Source organism: Rhodoplanes azumiensis (assembly GCF_042682915.1).
Lineage (GTDB): Bacteria > Pseudomonadota > Alphaproteobacteria > Rhizobiales > Xanthobacteraceae > Rhodoplanes > Rhodoplanes azumiensis.
Genome location: NZ_JBHUIW010000007.1, coordinates 60,193 through 74,730 on the forward strand (window position 1 = coordinate 60,193; position 14,538 = coordinate 74,730).

Annotated in this window: 13 protein-coding genes; 3 read left to right on the plus strand and 10 right to left on the minus strand. The window is 69.4% G+C overall.

Annotation, left to right across the window (positions count from 1 at the left end):
• Window positions 1–115 precede the first annotated feature (115 nt).
• Both ACFSOX_RS08380 and ACFSOX_RS08385 read left to right on the plus strand, forming a co-directional pair.
• Window positions 116–1,681 (plus strand): DEAD/DEAH box helicase, encoded by a 1,566-nt coding sequence (locus ACFSOX_RS08380; RefSeq protein WP_378477348.1) that lies wholly within the window; start codon window positions 116–118, stop codon window positions 1,679–1,681.
• A 320-nt stretch (window positions 1,682–2,001) separates the two neighbouring features.
• Window positions 2,002–3,069, plus strand: a complete 1,068-nt coding sequence (locus ACFSOX_RS08385; protein ID WP_378477349.1) for a GGDEF domain-containing protein — start codon at window positions 2,002–2,004, stop codon at window positions 3,067–3,069.
• Window positions 3,070–3,089: 20 nt separating this feature from the next.
• Here ACFSOX_RS08385 and ACFSOX_RS08390 read toward each other — a convergent pair whose 3' ends face one another.
• The 9 genes from ACFSOX_RS08390 to ACFSOX_RS08430 all read right to left on the minus strand — a co-directional run bounded on the left by ACFSOX_RS08390 (window position 3,090) and on the right by ACFSOX_RS08430 (window position 10,838).
• Window positions 3,090–3,548 carry a HesB/IscA family protein gene (locus ACFSOX_RS08390; protein WP_378477350.1) on the minus strand — a complete coding sequence of 153 codons (459 nt, stop codon included), beginning with the start codon at window positions 3,546–3,548 and terminating at the stop codon, window positions 3,090–3,092.
• 52 nt (window positions 3,549–3,600) lie between these two features.
• Window positions 3,601–4,008 carry an SUF system Fe-S cluster assembly protein gene (locus ACFSOX_RS08395; protein WP_378477351.1) on the minus strand — a complete coding sequence of 136 codons (408 nt, stop codon included), beginning with the start codon at window positions 4,006–4,008 and terminating at the stop codon, window positions 3,601–3,603.
• Complete coding sequence (locus ACFSOX_RS08400) at window positions 4,005–5,249, minus strand: cysteine desulfurase (RefSeq protein WP_378477352.1); 1,245 nt, start codon at window positions 5,247–5,249, stop codon at window positions 4,005–4,007. The genes ACFSOX_RS08395 and ACFSOX_RS08400 overlap by 4 nt, the downstream gene beginning before the upstream one ends.
• A gap of 37 nt (window positions 5,250–5,286) precedes the next feature.
• Complete coding sequence (gene sufD, locus ACFSOX_RS08405) at window positions 5,287–6,645, minus strand: Fe-S cluster assembly protein SufD (protein WP_378477353.1); 1,359 nt, start codon at window positions 6,643–6,645, stop codon at window positions 5,287–5,289.
• A gap of 31 nt (window positions 6,646–6,676) precedes the next feature.
• Complete coding sequence (locus ACFSOX_RS08410) at window positions 6,677–6,901, minus strand: hypothetical protein (protein ID WP_378477354.1); 225 nt, start codon at window positions 6,899–6,901, stop codon at window positions 6,677–6,679.
• 12 nt (window positions 6,902–6,913) lie between these two features.
• Complete coding sequence (gene sufC / locus ACFSOX_RS08415) at window positions 6,914–7,672, minus strand: Fe-S cluster assembly ATPase SufC (protein WP_378477355.1); 759 nt, start codon at window positions 7,670–7,672, stop codon at window positions 6,914–6,916.
• Window positions 7,673–7,786: 114 nt separating this feature from the next.
• Window positions 7,787–8,008 carry a hypothetical protein gene (locus tag ACFSOX_RS08420; RefSeq protein ID WP_378477356.1) on the minus strand — a complete coding sequence of 74 codons (222 nt, stop codon included), beginning with the start codon at window positions 8,006–8,008 and terminating at the stop codon, window positions 7,787–7,789.
• The gene (gene sufB / locus ACFSOX_RS08425; RefSeq protein WP_378477357.1) at window positions 8,005–9,504 is read right to left on the minus strand and encodes a Fe-S cluster assembly protein SufB; all 1,500 of its coding nucleotides are present in this window, start codon (window positions 9,502–9,504) and stop codon (window positions 8,005–8,007) included. The genes ACFSOX_RS08420 and sufB overlap by 4 nt, the downstream gene beginning before the upstream one ends.
• A 152-nt stretch (window positions 9,505–9,656) precedes the next feature.
• Entirely contained in the window at window positions 9,657–10,838 is a 1,182-nt protein-coding gene (locus ACFSOX_RS08430) for a cysteine desulfurase family protein (RefSeq protein WP_378477358.1), read from the minus strand.
• A 346-nt stretch (window positions 10,839–11,184) separates the two neighbouring features.
• On the opposite strand from ACFSOX_RS08430, the gene ACFSOX_RS08435 reads away from it, so the two are divergent.
• Window positions 11,185–11,865 (plus strand): alpha/beta hydrolase, encoded by a 681-nt coding sequence (locus ACFSOX_RS08435; protein WP_378477359.1) that lies wholly within the window; start codon window positions 11,185–11,187, stop codon window positions 11,863–11,865.
• A 46-nt stretch (window positions 11,866–11,911) separates the two neighbouring features.
• On the opposite strand, the gene ACFSOX_RS08440 is transcribed toward ACFSOX_RS08435, so the two are convergent.
• Window positions 11,912–14,026, minus strand: a complete 2,115-nt coding sequence (locus ACFSOX_RS08440; RefSeq protein ID WP_378477360.1) for a methyl-accepting chemotaxis protein — start codon at window positions 14,024–14,026, stop codon at window positions 11,912–11,914.
• Window positions 14,027–14,538: the final 512 nt, after the last annotated feature.

Genomic DNA, 14,538 nt, shown 5'->3' on the forward strand with positions numbered 1-14,538 from the left:
CGTCCCCCTATGTTGTCGGGCGTCGGTTCGCCGTATGTTCGACCGTCCATCCCGCACACCGTCGTCGATGTTTTGACCGGCACGGCTGGCTGCGGGCGTTCATCTTCGAGGATCCATGTCTTTCGCCAATCTCGGCCTGTCCGAAAAAGTGCTCGATGCGGTCGCGGCCGCCGGCTATTCCGCGCCGACCCCGATCCAGGAACAGGCCATCCCGCACGTCCTCGCTCATCGCGACGTGCTCGGAATCGCCCAGACCGGCACCGGCAAGACCGCCGCGTTCGTTCTGCCGATGCTGACCAAGCTCGAGCAGGGCCGCGCCCGCGCCCGGATGCCGCGCACCCTGATCCTCGAACCGACGCGCGAGCTCGCCGCGCAGGTCGAGGAGAGCTTCATCAAATACGGCAAGAACCACAAGCTCAACGTCGCCCTGCTGATCGGCGGCGTGTCGTTCGGCAATCAGGACACCAAGCTGACGCGCGGCGTCGACGTGCTGATCGCGACGCCGGGCCGGCTGCTCGACCACACCGAGCGCGGCGGCCTGCTGCTCACCGGCGTCGAGCTTCTGGTCATCGACGAAGCCGACCGCATGCTCGACATGGGCTTCATCCCGGACATCGAGCGCATCTGCAAGCTCGTCCCCTTCACCCGCCAGACGCTGTTCTTCACCGCGACCATGCCGCCGGAGATCCGGCGCATCACCGAGCAGTTCCTGCACAACCCGGTCAAGGTCGAGGTCACCCGCGCGGCCAGCACGGTGGACACGATCACGCAAGGGCTGGTGAAGGCCGGCCGCGAGCCGCACGACAAGCGCGAGGTGCTGCGCCGGCTGATCCGCCAGGCCGAGGGCCTGAAGAACGCGATCATCTTCTGCAACCGCAAGCGCGAGGTCGCGACCCTCTATCGCTCGCTCTTGCGCCACAAGTTCTCCGTCGTCGCGCTGCACGGCGACATGGACCAGTCGTCGCGCATGGCGGCGCTCGACCAGTTCCGCAAGAACGAGGTGACGCTGCTGGTCGCCTCCGACGTCGCCGCCCGCGGCCTCGACATCCCGGACGTCAGCCACGTCTTCAACTTCGACGTCCCGCATCATGCCGACGACTATGTCCACCGCATCGGCCGCACCGGCCGGGCCGGACGCTCGGGCACGGCGCTGACCCTCGTCACCGGGGCCGACAGCAAGGCCGTGGCGGCGATCGAGAAGCTGATCGGCCGCACCATCGACTGGCACGGCAATCCGCCCGCCGACGACCTCGCCGAGGACGACGGGCCGCGCGAGCCGGTCCGCATGGGGGCTCGCCTGCCGCGGCGCGGCCGCGGCCAGGCGCAGGACGGCGAAGCACGCCCCGTCCGCGGCCGCTCCCGCGACGGCCAGCCGCGCGACCGTCACGAGTCTCGCGAGGCACCGGATCTCGGCCAGGACCGCCGCCACCCGCCCCGCGCCGCCCAGGAGCGCGGCGCGCAGGAACGTGGTGCCCAGGAACGTGGTGCCCAGGAACGTGGCAACCGCGACAAGGGGCCTCGCCCGGCGGACGACTCGCGTCGGCCCGGCCGCGGCAAGCGGGACGCCAACGTCACGCCGCTGGAGACGGCACGCCACCGTGCGTCGCGCGATGAAGCGCCGGACGACATCGAGAATTGGCTCCCCGCTTTCCTGCTGCGCCCGGTGCGCGTCAAGGCCTGAGCTGGCCGTCGACGCCACCCGCGGCGGCCAGCCCGGGTTCCGTATCGCGGCACCGGTTCGGTGCCGCGCCCTGTTCTGCCGATTTGTTCTCTGCGATTCCTCTCCGGCTCGGGGCGCGCGCCCGTGCTCGGGCTCCGGGCTGCGCAGACGTGTTCTAGTCTTCCGGACCTAGATCAGAGGCGCGATCCCACCCGTTCGGGTGATGGGGCTTATCACGGTCCGTTTACGTCAAATTTAGCCCGCCGCCTTAACGTCCGACGAGACGGTACGCGACGCCACCGGGCGCCAGGCCGTCCTCCCCACAGGGCCGGAGTGCGTGGATGTCGGACAGGGCGGACGATTTCGATCGCACCATCTCGTTCGCGAAAGTCGCCCTCGACCAGATCGCGGCGCTGCGCATCTCGGCGGCCCCGCGCAACTACGAGCTCTGGTACCACTACGCGACCGGCTACAACGCCGCGCTCAACGCCGCCATCAACGACCGCCTCGTCCAATCCGGCAAGCTGTCGACCGAGGAGGTCGACCGCCTCCATGCGCAGTTCTTCACGCCGTCGCGGATCGGCGAGCAGATCGAGTCGATCGGCGGCAAGGTCGCCGGCAAGATCGATCAGATCATGGCCGTGCTCGACGCCGCGATGGGCTCGACCAGCCGGGCGACCGAGACGCTGGCCGACGCGAGCGACCAGCTGGGCCACGCCGAGGACACCTCCGCGATCCATCAGGTGATCGGCGATCTGCTGCGCACCGTGAAGGAGATGGAGACCAACAATCGCGAGCTCGAGCAGCGCCTCGGCGCCTCCAAGGGCGAGATCGCCAAGCTGCAACAGAACCTCGAGGAGCTGCGCAGCGAGAGCCTGACCGACCCGCTGACCACGCTCGCCAACCGCAAGTGCTTCGACGACGTCCTCGGGCGCCTCGTCGAGCAGGCCGCCACACAGGGCCAGACGCTGTCGCTGATCCTCACCGACATCGACCACTTCAAGCGCTTCAACGACACCTACGGCCACCTCACCGGCGACCAGGTGCTGCGGCTCGTCGCGCTTTCGGTGAAGCAGAACGTCAAGGGCCAGGACGTCGCCGCGCGCTACGGAGGCGAGGAGTTCGCCGTCATCCTGCCGGAGACGCCGCTGCGCGCCGCCACCACGGTCGCCGACTCCATCCGCCGCGCCGTGATGGGCAAGGAGCTGATGAAGCGCTCGACCCGCGAGGTTCTGGGCCGGGTCACCATCTCGTGCGGGGTCGCGACGCTGCGTCCGGCCGACACGATCCTCAGCCTGATCGAACGTACCGATGCCTGCCTCTACGCGGCCAAGCGATCGGGCCGGAACATGGTGGTGTGCGAGACCGACCCCGAGGTCGTGCCGCGCGACACCAAGCGGATCGCCTGAGGCGCCGCCCTGCCTCGCCGTTAAGCCTCGGCGTCGGCCGGCTTGATCTGCACCGACTCGCCGCAGCCGCAGGCCGAGACCTGGTTCGGGTTGGTGAACACGAAGCCGGCGGAGAGCTTCTCGGTCTTGAAGTCCATCTCGGTGCCGAGCAGGAACAGCACGGCTTTCGGATCGACTAGCACCCGCACGCCCTTGTCCTCGATCACCTCGTCGGTCGGCGCGACCGCGGCGGCATATTCCATCGTGTAGGACATGCCGGCACAGCCGCCGTTCTTGACGCCGATGCGCACGCCGGCGATCGGCGTCTCCGCCTTCGCCATGATCTGCTTGAGCCGCGCCGCCGCGGCATCGGTCAGCCGGATCACCTGCGGCCGCGGCCGCCGGGCGACCGCCGGCCGGGCCGAGGTCTGCGGGCTCACGGTCTGCGGGCTCACGGTCTGCCCGCTCACGGTCTGCCCGCTCACGGTCTCTTGCACCATCTCGTCTCTCCCTCGCGGCCGGGGGCCACCGCCGGGGCGCCGCGACCGGCGCCTACCACATGTTGAGAACGACCCGCGCCTCGTCGGACATCCGGCTCGGATCCCAGGGCGGATCCCACACCACCGCGACGTCGACCGGGCCGACGCCGGCCACCGTCAGCACCGCGTTCTCCACCATGGTGGGAAGCTCCTGGGCCGAGGGACAGTTGGGCGTCGTCAGGGTCATGTCGACCGCCACCGAGCGGTCGTCGTTGATCTCGATTCGGTAGATCAGGCCGAGCTCGTAGATGTCGGCCGGGATCTCCGGGTCGTAGACGGTCTTCAGCGCCGCGACGATGTCGTCGGTCATGCGCCGGACCTCGTCGGCCGGCAGCGCCGAGCCCGACGGCGCCGTGACCGTCGGGGTCGCGCCGGCCGTCGCCGGTGCGGCGGCCTCGGCCGCCTTCGTGGTGTCGTTCATGCAAACATGTCCTGCGCCTTGATCAGGGCCTCGGCCAGACGGTCGACTTCTTCGACCGTGTTGTAAAGCCCGAAGCTGGCCCTGCAAGTGGCCGTGACGCCGAACCGCGCCAGGAGCGGCATCACGCAATGGGTGCCGGCCCGCACCGCGATACCGGAGCGGTCGATGATGGTGGCGATGTCGTGCGGATGCGCGCCCTTCATCTCGAACGAGACGATGGCGCCCTTCTGGCGCGCCGTGCCGATGATCCGCAGCGAGTTGATCTCGCGCAGCCGATCGGTGGCGTAGGCGAGCAGCGTCTCCTCGTGCGCCCGGATGCGGTCGCGGCCGATGGACTCGATGTAGTCCAACGCGGCGCCGAAACCGATCGCTTGGACGATCGCCGGCGTGCCCGCCTCGAAGCGGTGCGGCGGGTCGCCGTAGGTGACGCGATCCTCGAACACCTCGCGGATCATCTCGCCGCCGCCGAGGAACGGCGGCATCGTCTCGAGGATGTCGTGGCGGGCGTAGAGGGCGCCGATGCCGCTCGGGCCGTACAGCTTGTGGCCCGTGATCACGTAGAAATCGCAGCCGATGTCCTGGACGTCGACGTCGAGATGCACCGAGCCCTGCGCTCCGTCGACCAGCACCGGGATGCCGCGGGCGTGCGCGATGCGCACCACCTCCTTGACCGGCACCATGGTGCCGAGCCCGTTCGACATCTGGGTGATCGCGACCATCTTGGTGCGATCGGTCAGCAGCTTCTCGAACTCGTCGAGGAGAAAGTTGCCCTCGTCGTCGACCGGCGCCCACTTGATCACGGCACCCTGCCGCTCGCGCAGGAAATGCCAAGGCACGATGTTGGAATGGTGCTCCATGATCGAGAGCACGATCTCGTCGCCCTCGCCGATGCGCTCGCGCCCGAAGGTCTGGGCGACCAGGTTGATCGCCTCGGTGGCATTGCGGGTGAAGACGATCTCCTCGGTCCGCGCCGCGTTGATGAAGGCCCGCACCTTCTCGCGCGCGCCTTCGTAGCCCTCGGTCGCGGCGTTCGCGAGGTAGTGCAGGCCGCGATGCACGTTGGCGTATTCGTGCGTGTAGGCGTGCGTCGTCCGGTCGAGCACCGCGATCGGCTTCTGGGCCGAGGCGGCGTTGTCGAGATAGACAAGCGGCTTGCCGTAGACCTTCAGCGACAGCGCCGGAAAGTCCTCGCGGATGCGGGCGACGTCGTAGGAGCCGTTCTGTACCGCAGGATGGGTCATGTGATCCGCACGCGCGGCCCGAAGACCACGCCTCGTGCTACTCCCGTGCCTCGAGCCACCGCGCCGTCGCGGCCGTCAGGGCATCGCGGATGCCCTCGTTGGTCACCGTGTCGATCGCCTCGCCGACGAAGGACTGGATCAGCAGCGTCTCGGCCTCCTTCTTGGGGATGCCGCGCGCCATCAGGTAGAACAGCAGGTCGTCGTCGAGCGCACCGGCCGTGGCGCCGTGGCCGCAGACCACGTCGTCGGCGAAGATCTCGAGCTCCGGCTTGTGATCGGCCTCGGCCGTCTCCGACAGCAGGAGCGCGTGCGAGGCCATCTTGCCGTCGGTCTTCTGCGCGTCGGGACGCACCACGATCTTGCCCTGGAAGACGCTGCGGCTCTCGCCGTCGAGCACGCCCTTGAAGGTTTCGCGGCTGACGCAGCCGCCGATCGCGTGGTCGACGACGAGCGTCGCGTCGGCGTGCTGGCGGCCCTTCAGCATGGTCGCGCCGTTGAGCGAGAGCGTGATGCCGGTCCCGTCGCAGCGCACGAAGAGCTGGTTGCGCACCGCGGCGCCGCCGAGCGCGACGACGAGATCGTTGTAACGCACATGCGGGCCGAGTGCCGCCGTGAGCGTCGCGATATGAAGCGCGGACGCGCCGTCGAGCCCGATCTTGACGTGATCGATCTCGGCGCCGTCGCCGGCGACGACGTCGAGAGCGGTGTTGATCTGATAGTCGAGCCCGTCCGGTCCCTCGTGGGTCTCCACCAGGGTCACGGCCGCGCCGGCCCCGACGGTCACCAGCGAGCGGGTGTACACGGCCGCCGGCACCGGGCCGGTGAAGCAGAAGACGAGGTGGATCGGCCGCGCGATCCTCGCACCGGGGGCGACCCGGATCACGGCGCCGTCGCCCATGAAGGCGGTGTTGAGCGCGAAAGCGACGTCCTTCTCGGCCGGGCTCTGGGCGCCGAGCTGCCCCGTCACCTCGGAATCGCCGCGGGTCAGAGCATCGGCGAGCGAGCCGATCGACAGACCGGGCTCCAGCCCGTCGAGATCCGAGAGATCCTTCAGGAGGACGCCGTCGGCGATCACGACGCGACGCAGGTCGGCGCCGGCCAGGACGGCGCCGGCGGCGCGCGCCCGCACCTTGCCGATCTCGCCGGGCGGCTGCGCCAGCGGCTTCGCCTCGCGCATCAGGGCGCGCAGATCCGTGTACTTCCACGTCTCCACGCGGCGGGTCGGCAGGCCGGCCGCCGCGAAGGTCTCGAATGCCGCCGCACGGCGCGCGCTCACCGGCGCGGCGCCGGGCAGCCGGTCCTTCACGCCGTCGAAGGCGGCCGCGATCGCCTGCTCGGCGTCGGTCCTCGCGGCATCGGTGTTTGCGACATCGGTATTGGCGGTCGGTCGGGTCATGATCAGATCATCCGAAATTCGGTCGCAGGCGTCAGGCTTCGATCAGGCCGAGGCGGCGTTCGACGCGGTCGAGACGGGCGTCGATGCGGTCGACGCGTACCGAGAGGTTCGCGAACTGCACGTTCAGGTGCGCCATCTGCTGCCCCAGGCTTCCGACCCGCTGCGTCAGCTCGAGCATGCGATCGCTCAGCACGTCGAGCTGGCCGCGAATGGCCCGCAGATGCTGCAGCACCAGATTGTCGACCTCCTCGGTCATCGCGCCTCGGCGTCAGGCCGCCGCCTCCTGCTCGTAGTCGGCATAGCCCTTGGCCTCGAGCTCGAGCGCCAGCTCCTTGCCGCCGGTCCGCACGATGCGGCCGCGTGAGAAAACGTGGACGATGTCCGGGACGATGTGGTTGAGCAGCCGCTGATAGTGCGTGATCACGATCATGCCGCGCTCCGGCGAGCGCAGCCGGTTGACGCCCTCGGCCGCGATCTTCAGCGCGTCGATGTCCAGCCCCGAGTCGGTCTCGTCGAGGATCGCGAGCTTGGGCTGGAGCAGCGCCATCTGCAGCACCTCGGCGCGCTTCTTCTCGCCGCCCGAGAAGCCGACGTTCACGGGCCGCTTGAGCATCTCGGGGTCGATCGAGAGGTTCTTGGCCTCCTCGCGCACCCGCTTCATGAAGTCGGGCGTGGAGAGCTCCGGCTCGCCGCGCTTCTTGCGCTGCGAATTCATCGCGGTGCGCAGGAACGTCATGGTCGCGACACCCGGGATCTCCATCGGGTACTGGAAGGCGAGGAACAGGCCCGCGGCAGCGCGCTCGTCGGGCGCCAGCGCGAGCAGGTCGACGCCGTCCAGCCGCACCTCGCCGCCCGTCACCTCGTAGCCGTCCTTGCCGGACAGCACATGCGCCAGCGTCGACTTGCCCGAGCCGTTCGGGCCCATGATGGCGTGCACCTCGCCCGGATTCACGGTGAGGTTCACGCCCCGGAGGATCTGACGGTCCTCGACGGAGGCCTCGAGGTTCTTGATTTCCAGAAGCGACATTTCGGTTTCACCTCGTGTTGTCCCGCCCTGCATCGCAGCGGCCGGGCGTCACGCGTCAATGACTGTTGAATGTCTCGCGCCCGCGCGCCGTCGGCGACCTGCGGACGCTCGATCTCAATCGACCAGATCCGGTCGTGTCTCGATTCGGTCGAGCCGCGCCTTGATGCCGGCGATGTCGCCGTGGTCGTGCTCCTGGATGGTCACGACACCGGCGAGATGCTGGCGGATGGCGGTCATCTCGACGCTCATCGTGTGCATCATGTCGGCCATCTTGCCCGTCTGGCCACGGATCGCACGAAGATGCTCCAGGACCAGATTGTCAGGTGCCTCGCTCATCCGACGCTGCCCTCCAGCGAGATGGAGATCAGCTTCTGGGCCTCGACCGCGAACTCCATGGGAAGATGCTGGAGCACGTCGCGCACGAAGCCGTTGACGACGAGCGCCACCGCCTCCTCGGGCGAGAGCCCGCGCTGCATGCAGTAGAACAGCATGTCCTCGGAGATCTTCGAGGTGGTCGCCTCGTGCTCGAACACGGCGGAGGCGTTCTTCGCCTCGATGTACGGCACCGTGTGGGCGCCGCAGTGCGAGCCGATCAGGAGCGAGTCGCAGTTCGTGAAGTTGCGCGCACCGGTCGCCTTGCGGTGGGCCGAGACGAGGCCCCGATAGGTGTTGTCGGAGCGCCCCGCCGCGATGCCCTTGGAGATGATCCGGCTCGTCGTGTTCTTGCCGAGATGGATCATCTTGGTGCCGGAATCGACCTGCTGGCGGCCGTTCGAGATGGCGATCGAATAGAATTCTCCGCGCGACCCTTCACCCCGGAGGATGCAGGACGGATACTTCCAGGTGATGGCCGAGCCGGTCTCCACCTGGGTCCACGAGATCTTCGAGCGCGGGCCGCGGCAGTCGCCCCGCTTGGTGACGAAGTTGTAGATGCCGCCCTTGCCTTCCGAGTCGCCCGGGTACCAGTTCTGGACCGTCGAGTACTTGATCTCGGCGTCGTCGAGCGCGATCAGCTCGACCACGGCGGCGTGCAGCTGGTTCTCGTCGCGGCGCGGCGCCGTGCAGCCTTCCAGGTAGCTCACATAGGAGCCCTTGTCGGCGATGATCAGCGTGCGCTCGAACTGGCCGGTGTTCTTCTCGTTGATGCGGAAATAGGTCGACAGCTCCATCGGGCAGCGCACGCCCGGCGGGATGTAGACGAAGGAGCCGTCCGAGAACACGGCGGAGTTCAGGGTGGCGAAGAAGTTGTCGGTCACCGGCACGACCGAGCCGAGATACTTCTGCACCAGCGCGGGGTGCTCGTGCACGGCCTCGGAGATCGGCATGAAGATCACGCCGGCCTTCTTCAGCTCCTCCTTGAAGGTGGTCGCCACCGACACCGAATCGAACACCGCGTCGACCGCGACCCGGGTGCCGCCGGCCGGGCCTTCGGTCCCGTCGTCGCGCACCACGCCGGCGAGGATTTCCTGCTCGCGCAGCGGAATGCCGAGCTTCTCGTAAGTCCTGAGGATCTCCGGATCGACGTCGTCGAGCGACTTCGGCGCAACGAAGGCCTTCGGGGCCGCGTAATAGTAGAGGTCGTCGTAATCGATCTCCGGGTAGTCGACGCGCGCCCAGGTCGGCTCATCCATGGTGAGCCAGCGCCGATAGGCGTCCAACCGCCAGTCGAGCAGCCAAGCAGGCTCGTTCTTCTTGGCCGAAATGAAGCGGACGATGTCCTCGGACAGCCCCTTCGGCGCCTTCTCGGTCTCGATCTGCGTCTCGAAACCGTATTTGTACTGGTCGACGTCGATGCTCTTGACCTGCTCGACGGTCTCCTGCACGGCCGGCATCTCATTCCCTCCACTGCGGTTTCAAGGACCGCGGGTTGGATGTTGCCCTATGGTGTTCGTCCTGCGGAAGATCACCTGCGACGATGAACGGGATGGTTGTGATCAGGTCGGTCTCGAACGGGTCGGTGTCGACCGGCTCACATGTGAACGGGTCACGCGGCAATACCGCATCCTCCCCTAGATAGTCTACGTACGAGCTGCTTCCAAGCGTCGACGAAGGTCGAAACGTCGCGTTCACCGGTCGTCGGGCCGAGGCTCACCCGCACGGCGCCGCCGGCGAGAGCGTCGGGCACGCCCATCGCCGCGAGCACCTGCGAGGCACCGACCTTGCCGGACGAGCAGGCCGCGCCCGCCGACACGGCGATCCCGGCGAGATCGAGAGCGATGACGGCCGTCTCGGCCTTCAGGCCCGGATGCGTCAGGAGGCTCGTGTTGGGCAGCCGAGCCACGCCCCGCGCGATCACGACGGTTCCCGGAACGGCCGCCTCGGCGGCCGTTTCGAGGGCGTCGCGCAGCGCCGCCATGGCCGGACCGGCCTCGGCGAGATCGCGTGCGGCCGCCATTGCGGCGGCGCCGAAGCCGGCGATCGCGGCGACGTTCTCGGTGCCAGCGCGCGCGCCATGCTCCTGCCCGCCGCCCTTGACGAGAGGCGCGGTGACCCGAATGTCCCCGGACCGCAGCACCAGGGCGCCGACGCCCTTCGGACCGCCGATCTTGTGGCCCGACAGCGTCATCAGGTCGGCCCCGAGCGCCGCGACGTCACAGGGTATTTTTCCGGCGCTCTGGACGGCGTCGACATGCAGGATTCCTCCGGCCGCGTGGACCAGCTCCGCCGCGGCGGCGATCGGCTGCACCACCCCGGTCTCGTTGTTCGCATGCATGAGCGATACCAACGGCCGAAGCCCAGTCTTTTCAACGGCGAGCGCGGCCAGCCGAGCCTCCAGGGCGGCCAGATCGACAATTCCGTCGGGGGTCACCGGCAGGATGTCGACAGCGTTCGTCGCAAACCGGCCACCGGCCCGCACCGACGGATGTTCGATCGCCGACACCAGGAGACGGTCGCGCCCCGCCGTGTCGGTGCCGATCGCGAGCCCCGGCGTCAAAGCGAGCGTGTTGGCCTCGGTGCCGCCCGAGGTGAAGACGACGTTCCGGGCCGACGTGCCGACCAGCCGGGCGACGGCGGCGCGGGCGTCCTCGACCAGCGCACGTGCCGCCCGCCCCTCGGCATGCACCGCGGACGGGTTGCCGGCGTCGAGCGCCGCCAGCATCGCGGCACGCGCTTCCGGGCGCAGCGGCGCGGTGGCGTTCCAGTCGAGATAGACGCGGTCGGTCATGACATTGGGCCGGGGGTGGCGGGCCGAGGCTCAGGGCCGCGAAGGGGTACGCGGCGACCGCCCTCGCGGATCAGCCGCCGAGCGGCCGGCGGGACGCGTCTTCGAGAGCCGGGCCGGTCCGGCTGCGCCGGATGCACGAAAACCTTGCTTTTCGCCCCGGTGCTCATGCTAGACCATGGCGCCGCGCCACCGACCGGCGTCACCGCCGTCCAACGGCCAGGAACCATTCCGGAAATTCGAGGCGTCGTAGACAGATAGGCGGGCCGCGCCGGCGACGTCAAGGGCGCCGCGGCGAGGTCGGGGCGGCGGTGCCGCAGCACCGCCCGGCAGGACGAGGTTCAAGAGCATGCCTGAGGTCATCTTCAACGGGTCCGCCGGCCGGATCGAGGGACGCTATCACCCGTCACGGGTGAAGAACGCGCCGATCGCCATCGTGCTGCATCCGCACCCGCAGTTCGGCGGCACGATGAACCACCAGATCGTCTACCAGCTCTACTACGCCTTCGCGCACCGCAACTTCTCGGTACTGCGCTTCAACTTCCGCGGCGTCGGCCGCAGCCAGGGGTCGTTCGACCACGGCCAGGGCGAGCTGTCCGACGCCGCCTCGGCGCTCGATTGGGCCCAGGCGATCAATCCGGAGGCGCGCGGCTGCTGGATCGCCGGCTTCTCGTTCGGCGCCTGGATCGGCATGCAGCTCCTGATGCGGCGGCCCGAGATCGAGGGCTTCATCTCGATCGCCCCACCGGCCAACCTCTACGACTTCTCGTTCCTGGCCCCCTGCCCGTCCTCCGGCCTGATCGTCCACGGCGAGCGCGACGCCGTCGTGCCCTACAAGGACGTCCAGACGCTGGTCGAGAAGCTCAAGACCCAAAAGGGCATCGTCATCGAGCAGAAGGTGATCCCCTCGGCCAACCACTTCTTCGACCAGAAGATCGAGCCGCTGATGCAGGCCATCACCTCGTATCTCGACAAGCGCCTCGCCACCGCGACGGCGCGCCCGGAGCCGCGCGGCCGCCGCACCGGCTGAGCCCGACCCCGGCCCGCGGCCGGCGAGCGCCCTGTCACGCCGCCGGTCAGGCGGCCCGGACGGTCGCCAGGAACTTCTCGACCTCGACCTCCAGCCGGTTGCTCTCGCCGGCGAGCGCCCGGGCCGAGGCGAGGACTTGCGCCGAGGCCGCCCCGGTCTCACCGGCGCCGCGGCTCACCTCGCCGATGGTCGTCGCCACCGTGCCCGCACCGGCGGACGCCTCCTGCACCTCGCGGCCGATCTCGCCCGTGACGGCCCCCTGCTCCTCGACGGTCGCGGCGATGGTCGAGGCGATCGTGGCGATGCGCCCGATCGTCGAGCCGATCTCCTTGATGGCGGTGACCGACTCGGCGGTCGCCGACTGCATGCCCGCGATCTGGCCGGAAATCTCGCTGGTCGCCTTGGCGGTCTGCCCGGCCAACGCCTTCACCTCCTGGGCGACGACCGCGAAGCCCTTGCCGGCCTCGCCGGCCCGCGCCGCCTCGATGGTCGCGTTCAGTGCCAGGAGGTTGGTCTGCTCGGCGATCGCCGTGATCAGCTTGACCACGTCGCCGATGCGGGCGGCGGCCTGGGACAGCTCGCCGATCCGCCGGTCGGTCTGCTCGGCCTGGCGGACCGCCTCGGCGGCGATGCGGGTCGAGTCCTTCACCTGGCGGCTGATCTCGTCGACCGACCGCGTCATCTCGCCGGTCGCCGTGGCGACGTTGCGAATGCTGGCCGAGGCCTGCTCGGAGGTCGACGCCGCCGTGGCGGAGAGGTCGCGGGTCATCTCGGCCGTCCGGGTCAAGGTGCCGGCCGACGCCTCGAGCTCGGTGGCCGCCGACGACACCGTCTCGACGATCTCGCCGACCGCCGCCTCGAAGGACTCGGCGAGCCGATGCATCTCGCGGCGGCGCGTCTCGGCCGCCCGGCTCTCCGCCTCCGCCTGCGCCTCGGCGTCGCGCCGCGCCGTGTCGGCCGCCTTCACCTTGAACGCCTCGACCGCGCGGGCGATCTCCCCGATCTCGTCGCCGCGGTCGACGCCGGGCAGCACGACGTCGAGATCGCCGTTCGCCAGCGCCCGCATGCCGCCGGTGAGCTGCGACAGCGGCCGTCCGATCCGCCGCCAGGCGACCAGGATGCCGACGAGGCCGACGACGATGGCGAGTGCCAGCACGGCGGCGTTGACCAGGAGCCCGGTCCGGGCGGCCGCAGAGCCCGCCTCGGCATGCGCGATGATCGCCTCGAGCGCCCGGGTCGAGACGGCGACCAGCGCATCGAGCGACAGGTTGGCGATGCGCACATACTCGTCGTTGCCGATCGGCGACTCGCGCCCTTCGCTCAACGCCTTCTCGATCTCGGCGCGCGCCTTCGGATAGGTCTCGAAACGCTTCGTCTGGGCGTCCGCGACCGCGGCCACCACGGCCGCAGGCACGCCGGGACGCGCCGTCAGGCTCTTCACGACGAGCCAAGCCGCGTCGGTCTGACCGCCCAGCGCCTGGCGCAGGTCGCGCAGCTCCGGCGAAAGGGTGCGCTTCTGCAGAATCTGTTGGACCGCGGTGCGCTCGCGGCCGCCGGCCGCACGCGCCAGCCAGGCCGCGTCCTTGATGCCGACGAGCTCGGCGACCACCGGATCGACCATGCGGATCTTGTCGCCGAGCGCAGCCGACACCCGCTCGTACTCGTTGCCGATGGTCTGCGCCGTCTGGAACCACTCCTTGGCGAGGCCCGGCGGGCGCTCCTTGAGCGGCAGTTTGACGGCCGCGTCGGCCTTGGCCCGCACCGCGGCGACGTCGGCCAGCATGCGGCGCAGCGTTCCGGGCACGTCGCCGTCGGCGCAGCGCAACCGGCTGCATGCCGCCAGCACGGTCTCGATCGCCGGCGCGGCCTTGCTCCGGAAGGTCGCGAATTGCTCGCCGAGCCGAGCGTCGGCCGGCGCCTCGGCCTGCAGCGCGACAAACATCATGCCGCGCTCGACCACGGTGTTCTGAATGACGTCGAACAGGGCGCGGTTGGCGACGGCGGCCGCCTCGGCCTCGGCCGTGGCGGCGGCCTGCATCCACGACTCGCGCAGCGCCGAGCCGGCCTGGACGCCCATGACCACGGCGCAGACGCCGAACAGCGCATAGAGCGTGGTGGTGATCTTGATGCCGCGCACGGAGCGGGTCGACGGAGAGGTCATCGGGACATGTCTCGGAGCGGCGCGGCCGGCCGCGGTCGAGCGCCGGCGCCCCACCGGAAGAGTTTTCCGCGGCTCCTCATAATAGAACTATCGCTATTTAAGAAATTCTGACGCGACCGCGCCGCGTCGGATCGAACACCACGGTTCGATGCTTCGTCTAGCGAAACAATGGGCGGCGTCGTACTTTCTTATGACATGGACTAATACCAGCCGCCTCCGCCCCTGATTCTCGCCGTCACCCTGAGGTGCTCGGGCAAAGCCCGAGCCTCGAAGGGCGACGGCCCGGGCCGCATCCTTCGAGGTCCGGCTTCGCCGGACACCTCGGGATGACGGATCGAAGTTCAGGGCCGTTGGTATAATACACGGCGGGATGCCATGCCGCGCCGCGTCTCGTCCTGCTGCCGCGGCCGAACGACGAGGCCCCACCGCACCGCCGGGCCGGCCCCCGGTCCGCGCCGGCGGGGCTCCGACCGTGTGGTTCCGGCACCGTCGGCGGCCGGGCGGTCGCCGGG